The 6,963-nt window shown below is 71.7% G+C and carries 6 protein-coding genes; 2 read left to right on the top strand and 4 right to left on the bottom strand.

The genetic code is table 11. The annotated features are described in order from the left end of the window. The 4 genes from ACFWY5_RS23295 to ddaH all read right to left on the bottom strand — a co-directional run. The coding region (locus ACFWY5_RS23295; protein WP_379634218.1) for a PEP/pyruvate-binding domain-containing protein at window positions 1-1,582 on the bottom strand (1,582 nt) is incomplete at its 3' end. Then, window positions 1,579-2,913: an MFS transporter gene (locus tag ACFWY5_RS23290; RefSeq protein ID WP_379634216.1), complete on the bottom strand. Its 1,335-nt coding sequence runs from the start codon at window positions 2,911-2,913 to the stop codon at window positions 1,579-1,581. The genes ACFWY5_RS23290 and ACFWY5_RS23295, both read right to left, overlap by 4 nt. A gap of 136 nt (window positions 2,914-3,049) precedes the next feature. Next, window positions 3,050-4,756: a 2-isopropylmalate synthase gene (leuA, locus tag ACFWY5_RS23285; RefSeq protein ID WP_379634214.1), complete on the bottom strand. Its 1,707-nt coding sequence runs from the start codon at window positions 4,754-4,756 to the stop codon at window positions 3,050-3,052. Between the two features lie 162 nt (window positions 4,757-4,918). After that, window positions 4,919-5,662 (bottom strand): dimethylargininase, encoded by a 744-nt coding sequence (gene ddaH, locus ACFWY5_RS23280; protein WP_379634212.1) that lies wholly within the window; start codon window positions 5,660-5,662, stop codon window positions 4,919-4,921. 38 nt (window positions 5,663-5,700) lie between these two features. On the opposite strand from ddaH, the gene ACFWY5_RS23275 reads away from it, so the two are divergent. Then, the gene (locus tag ACFWY5_RS23275; protein WP_379616676.1) at window positions 5,701-5,946 is read left to right on the top strand and encodes a DUF2630 family protein; all 246 of its coding nucleotides are present in this window, start codon (window positions 5,701-5,703) and stop codon (window positions 5,944-5,946) included. 24 nt (window positions 5,947-5,970) lie between these two features. After that, window positions 5,971-6,954, top strand: a complete 984-nt coding sequence (locus ACFWY5_RS23270; RefSeq protein ID WP_379634210.1) for a GNAT family N-acetyltransferase — start codon at window positions 5,971-5,973, stop codon at window positions 6,952-6,954. Window positions 6,955-6,963 lie beyond the last annotated feature (9 nt).

Genomic DNA, 6,963 nt, shown 5'->3' with positions numbered 1-6,963 from the left:
CGGGGCCGTGCTCGCGCGCGGCGGGGCCACTCGCGAGCAGCTTGACCATGTCGAGCACGGTGCCGGGGGCGTCGCTCCAGGTGGGCGGGGTGACGAGGACGGGGCTGGCGGTCTCCCGGTGCCCGTACTCAGCCAGGAAGGCCTGAAATCTCCGGTCGAAGCCGGGTTCGTGGAGGTGGGCGGCCAGCTCCTCCAGCCCCCGGTTGGCGTCCTCCGTCCGGCTGCCGCCACCCGTGATCACCGTCCCGAAGTGCCTGCCCAGCCGGTACATCTTCAACGTCACCAGCAGGCGCGCCAGCGCCAGCCCGGTCCCCGGCAGGTAGTCGATGCGCAGCTCCGCCACCGGCCCCACCAGGTCGAGCGCCCGCCGGGGCATGGCCCGCAGCTCCGGCCACGGCAGCGCCGCCAGGTCGATCGCCGCCAGCTCCCGCTCACGCTCCAGGAAGGCGAGGTAGCGCGGGTCGCGCGTCCAGGCGGCCGGGTCGTACCGGCGGGCCTTGCGCAGCACGCGGAACGGCAGCCCCAGCAGCCGCGGGCTGGGCCGGGGCCTGGGCGGGACCATCCGGTAGACGACGCCGTCCTCCTCCCTGAGGAAGCCGTCGAACGCGCCCCGGATGCCGAAGTCGGCGGCCACCCGGGCCATCAGCCCGGCGGGGCCGTGCGGGAGCCAGGTCGTCATGTCGATCGGGTAGGGGCGCACCGGCAGGTACTCCAGCAGGATCCCGGCGATGCGGCGCTCGACGGGGTTGAGCCTGCGGCCCAGCGGAGGCGGCGGCAGCGCTGTCATCGGGCGGGCCTGCAGCAGGCTGACGCGGCCGTCCGCGAAGGCCCATTCGAGGTCCATGGGGCGGCCGAAGTGGCCGGCCACCCGGACGCCGAGTTCGGCCAGCTCGCGCAGGACCGTCTCGGGCAGGCGTTCGGCCGGGCCTTCCTCGCGGGTCTCGGTGGTGCCGCCGCCGGCCGTACCTCTGATGACGACCTCGCGGCGGCCCGCGCGGAAGGCGGTGAGACGGCCCGCGCGGTCGAGCACGTAGTGGTCGGGGGTGACACGGCCGGAGACGACGGCCTCGCCGAGGCCGCTGCTGGCGTCCACGACCAGCGTGGCGCGCTCACCGGTGACGGGGTCGGCGGTGAACATGACGCCCGCCGACTCCGCCTCCACCATGTTCTGCACGACGACCGCGATGCGCACGTCGGCGTCGGGGATGCCGAGCCTGGCCCGGTAGGCGACGGCGCGCTCGGTGAACAGCGAGGCCCAGCATCGGCGGACCGCGTCCAGGAGCGGGTCCTCGCCGATGACGTTGAGAAAGGTGTCCTGCTGGCCGGCGAACGCGGCGCCGGGCAGGTCCTCGGCCGTGGCGCTGGAGCGCACGGCCACCGGCCCGCCGCCGAGCGCGGCGTAGGCGGCGGCGATCTCCTGCCGGAGGCCGCCGGTCATCTCGGCGCCCGCGGCGGTCGTGACGACGAACCCGTCCGGGACCGGCAGCCCGAGCCGGACCAGTTCCCCCAGGTTGGCGCCCTTGCCGCCGGCCCGATCGAGGTCGGCGCGGCCGAAGTCGCGCAGGGGTGCGACGCGTGTCATACCTTCTCCTCCACATGGGCCCGGGTACGCAGCGGACGTACGGGCAACGCGAGCGCCAGCAGGAACGCCACTCCGAGCAGCGGCGCCATCATGGCGAAGACCGGCGGCACGGCCTCGGCGAACCCGGCTCCGGACAGCCGCAGCGTGATCAGGGCTCCGACCACCGCCACCCCCGCCGAGGCCCCGATCTGCCGCAGGAACGTCACCGCCGAGGTGGCCGTCCCGAGGTCGGCGTGGGCGACGGTGTTCTGCGCGACGAGCACCATGACCTGCATGACGAGCCCGACGCCGAACCCGGTCAGCAGCATCACGGCGGCGATCCCCACCGCGCCCTCGGCCACGGCCAGCAGCCCGAGGCCGAGCGCGGCCACGAGCGCGCCCACCACGGGATACGGCTTGTAGCGCCCGGTCCTGGTGATCAGGCGGCCGGAGACGATCGTGGTGGCCAGCACGCCGCCCATGAGCGCGGTGACCAGCAGCCCGGCCTGGGTGGCGGTGGAGCCGAGCGCGATCTGCAGGTAGGCGGGCATGTAGGTGATCGTGCCGAACAGCGCGAACCCGATCAGAAAGCTGATCGCCACCGGTACGGCGAAGCCCCGGTCGCGAAAGAGCCGCAAGGGCAGGATGGGATCGGCCGCCCGCCGCGCCGTGAGCAGCCACGCGCCGGCGCCGGCGGCCGCGACCGCGAGGTAGACCGGCTCCCCCGTCTGCCCGAGCAGCACCATCCCGACCACCGCCACGGCCAGCGTGAGCGCGCCCGCCACGTCCAGCGGGGTCCGCGCGCCCGGCCTGGGCAGGTGGAGCGTACGGCTGAGCACCACCAGCGCGAGCAGCCCGAGCGGCGGGTAGATCGCGAAGATCCACCGCCAGCCCACGGTGTCGATGAACAGCCCGCCGGCCAGCGGGCCGCCGACGGCGGCCACGATGTAGGCGGCGCCGATGAGGCCGAGGTAGCGGCCGCGTTCGCGGGGGCTGACGATCTCGCCGATGATGGCCTGGGCGCCGATCATGAGCCCGCCGCCGCCGATGCCCTGGAGCGCGCGGAAGGCCACGAACTGGGGCATCGACCCGGCGATCGAACACAGGACGGCGCCGGTCACGAAGATCACGATGGCGGCCTGCATGAGGGGCTTGCGGCCGTAGCGGTCGCCCAGCTTGCCGTACACGGGCATCACGACCGTGGCGGCGACCAGGTACGCGGTGACGACGGCCGGCATCTGGTCCAGCCCGCCGAGGGTCGCGGCCACGGCGGGCAGGGCGGGCGCCATGATCGTCTGGTCGAGCGCGCCCAGCAGCATCGCCAGCATGAGCCCGGTCAGCGTGAGCCGCACGCCACACCTCCTTAGAGAACGTGTCGTTCACTAAGGAGAGTAGATGAATTCCCCGTGAATGAAAAGAGCGCTCCGCCGTCGGCCGGCGGAGCGCTGGGTGAGGGAATCGCGCGGAGGGACGGCCGCCGCGCGAGTCCTAGCGGGAGGCGCGGTTGACCGCGGAGATGATCGCCTTGAGCGAGGCGGTCGTGGTGTTGGCGTCGATGCCCACGCCCCACAGGATCCGGCCGTCCACCTCGCACTCCAGGTAGGAGGCGGCCTTGGCGTCCGTGCCCGCGCTCATCGCGTGCTCCACGTAGTCGAGCACCCGTACCTGGATGCCGATTCCGGCGATCGCGTCGATGAAGGCCGAGATGGGGCCGTTGCCGTTGCCCTCGATCTCGCGGATCTCCCCGTCGAGGCGGATGTCGGCGCCGATGCGGTCCTGGTCGTCCACGGTCGACTCGTGGCGGTGGGCCATGAGGCTGAGCCGGCCCCAGCGGTTGCCGGGCGTGGGCAGGTACTCGTCCTGGAAGATCTCGAACATCTCGCCCGGCGTGACCTCGCCGCCCTGCGCGTCGGTGCGGGCCTGCACGACCTTGGAGAACTCGATCTGCAGGCGGCGCGGCAGGTCGAGCTGATGGTCGGCCTTCATGATGAAGGCGACGCCGCCCTTGCCGGACTGGCTGTTGACGCGGATGACCGCCTCGTAGCTGCGCCCGATGTCCTTGGGGTCGATCGGCAGGTACGGCACCGCCCACGTGAAGGAGTCGACCGGCACGCCCGCCGCGGCGGCGTCGGCGGCCAGGTGCTCGAAGCCCTTCTTGATGGCGTCCTGGTGGGAGCCGGAGAAGGCGGTGTAGACCAGCTCGCCGCCCCACGGGTGGCGCGGGTGCACGGGCAGCTGGTTGCAGTACTCGGTGACGCGGCGGATCTCGTCGATGTCACTGAAGTCGATCTCGGGGTCGACGCCCTGCGAGAACAGGTTCATGCCCAGGGTCACCAGGCAGACGTTGCCGGTGCGCTCGCCGTTGCCGAACAGGCAGCCCTCGATGCGGTCGGCGCCGGCCATGTAGCCCAGCTCGGCGGCGGCCACCGCGGTGCCGCGGTCGTTGTGGGGGTGCAGCGACAGGACGATCGAGTCGCGCCTGCTCAGGTTGCGGTGCATCCACTCGATCTGGTCGGCGTAGACGTTGGGCGTGGCCATCTCGACGGTGGCGGGCAGGTTGATGATGACCTTGCGGTCGGGGGTGGGCTGCCACACCTCGGTGACCGCGTCGCACACCTCGACGGCGTAGTCCAGCTCGGTCCCGGTGAACGACTCCGGCGAGTACTGGTAGAAGACGTCGACGTCGCTCGCCTCGGCGAGCTTGCGGACGAGCTTGGCGCCCTCGACGGCGATGGCGGTGATGCCCTCGCGGTCCTGGCCGAACACGACTCGGCGCTGGAGCGTGGAGGTGGAGTTGTACAGGTGGACGATGGCCTGCCTGGCGCCCTGGATGGACTCGAAGGTGCGCTCGATCAGCTCGGGCCTGGCCTGGGTCAGCACCTGGATCACCACGTCGTCCGGGATGCGCCCCTCGTCGATGATCTGGCGGACGAAGTCGAAGTCGGTCTGGCTGGCGGCGGGGAAGCCGACCTCGATCTCCTTGTAGCCCATCTTGACCAGCAGGTCGAACATCTGGAGCTTGCGGTGGGAGTCCATCGGGTCGATCAGCGCCTGGTTGCCGTCACGCAGGTCTACCGCGCACCATCGGGGCGCCTTGGTGATCATCTTGCCGGGCCAGGTGCGGTCGGCGAGCCGGACGGGCTCGAACGCCTGGTAACGCTGGACGGGCATGGAGGTGGGCTGCTGAGCGGTCATCTGAGGTGTCCTCAAAGTCGGTCCGTACGGCCGACGCGCATGGCTCGCTCCGCGACGAGGGAGCCGGCCTGCTTCAGAGGCCCTCGCCGCGGCAGCTAAGAAGCAGCCCGCGCAGCATGCGTTTCACGTTAGCAGACGTCTCGCCGTGCGCCCTCCCTGATCTCACCTGATGAGAACCGAAAGACAGGTCACACAGCCCTCCAGCTTCTCAAACTCCGAAATATCCACGCTCAGGACCTTGAGCCCCCTATTTCGCAGCATGTGTGCTGTTTCCGGGGCGGAGGCCGCCATCAGCACGGTCTCCTCGTCCAGCACGACCACGTGCGAGCCCGCCTCCTCCGGGGGCTCCAGCAGGCCCGGCAGATCCACCAGCGACGGGTCTCCGATCAGCGTGCCGTCCGGCAGCGCGGTCACGGCCGACTTCAGATGCAGCACCCCGCGCAACTCCACCGGGACCACGCGCCGGTCGGGCAGGTGCCGGGCGAGCTGGGCGATGCCCTCGTCGTTGGTGCGGGCCGAGCGTCCGGCGTACACGGTCGCGCCGACCTGAAGGACGTCGCCGCCGTCGAGCGTGCCGGGCGCCTCGACGGCCACGGCGCGCAACCCCTGGCCCCGCACGGCCTCGGCGACCGCCGCCACCTCGGGCCGCCGTTCCGGCGCCCCCGGACGCGTGAGTACGGCCAGCCGCCCGCACACCACCACGGTGTCCTCCACGAACACCGCGTCCGGCAGGTCGTCGGCCCGCGGCACGTGGACCGGGTCCCAGCCCGCCTCCCCCAGCGCGCCGACGTAGGCCGCGTGCTGCTCCAGGGCGAGCGCGTAGTCGACCGCCCGCCGTTCGAGATGGGTGACGATGCCCTCGGCCAGGCGCCGGCCAGGTTCCCTTACCACCGCGATACCCCGCATAGGGCGTGTTCTATCACGCGCCGGTTAGAGTCAGGATCATGCAGGATAACGAGATTCTCACCAGGATCAGCGCCCTCGTCGCGGAGGAGCACGAGCTGCGCGACCGCCTGTCGACGGGCGAAGTGACCTCGGAGGAGGAGAACGCGCGGGTCAAGGAGCTGGAGGTCGCGCTCGACCAGTGCTGGGACCTGCTCAGGCAGCGCCGGGCCCGCCGGGGCATCGGGGAGAACCCCGACGAGGCGGCCGCCCGCCCGGCCAGCGAGGTCGAGAGCTACCAGCAGTAAAACCGGTGGCGGGAAGAGGCGCGCGTGCGTTTGCCTGACGGCATGACGATCCAGCAAGTAGATCTCGACGGCCCCCTGGACGAGGTGTACGCCGCCTACCGCGCGGCCACCGGCCACCGGCCGGGCCCGGTCATGTCGCAGCGTCACTACGAGTGGCTGATGCGCCGGGGCGACGCCGGCTCCCGGGTCGAGGCGTGGGCCGCGGTCGAGGACGGCCGGATCGTCGGCGGTCTCGGCCTGCAGTACCCGCTGCTCGACAACACGCATCTCGTCGTGGTGTTCGAGGCGTTCGTCGTGCCCGGCCACCGGCGGCGTGGCATCGGCAGGGCCCTGTACGAGCACACGAAGGAGCGGGTCAGGGCCGAGGGCAGAAGGCTGCTGGTCGGCGAGACCGAGAAGACGGGCAGCGGGGCCGCGTTCATCGCCGCGATGGGCGGCCAGGTCGTGCTGCCCGAGGCCCGCCGTACGCTGGACCTGCGCAAGGCCGACTGGCCGGCGATCAGGGCGATGCTGCCGCAGGCCGAGGGCTACCACCTGGAGCGCTTCACCGGCCCCGCGCCCGAGGAACTGCTGGCCGATCTCGCGCAGCTCATCGGCGGCATGAACGACGCGCCGCGCGGCGCGGACATCGAGGAGATGCGCTTCGACACCGACCGGATGCGCGCGTTCGAGGCGTCGATCGTGCCCAGCGGCGGCGACTCCTACGCCATGATCGCCCGCCGTACCTCCGACGGCGCCCCCGCGGGCTACACGCGCATCTACATCGAGGCCGACCGCTCCGACGGCTGGGCCCGCCAGGCCGACACCACCGTGCTCGCCGCCCATCGCGGCCGCAGGCTCGGGCTTCTGCTGAAGGTCGCCAACCTGCTGTGGCTGCGTGAATGCGAGCCGCAGGTGGAGCAGGTCGTCACCTGGAACGCCACCTCCAACCGGCACATGCTGGCGATCAACGAGGCGATGGGCTTCGAACTGCTCGACGAGTGGAACACCTGGCAAACGGACGTCTGACGTTTCGCC

It is taken from the genome of Nonomuraea sp. NPDC059007 (assembly GCF_042740555.1).
In the GTDB taxonomy this organism is placed as follows: domain Bacteria; phylum Actinomycetota; class Actinomycetes; order Streptosporangiales; family Streptosporangiaceae; genus Nonomuraea.
This window is presented reverse-complemented; position numbering and strand designations above follow the sequence as displayed.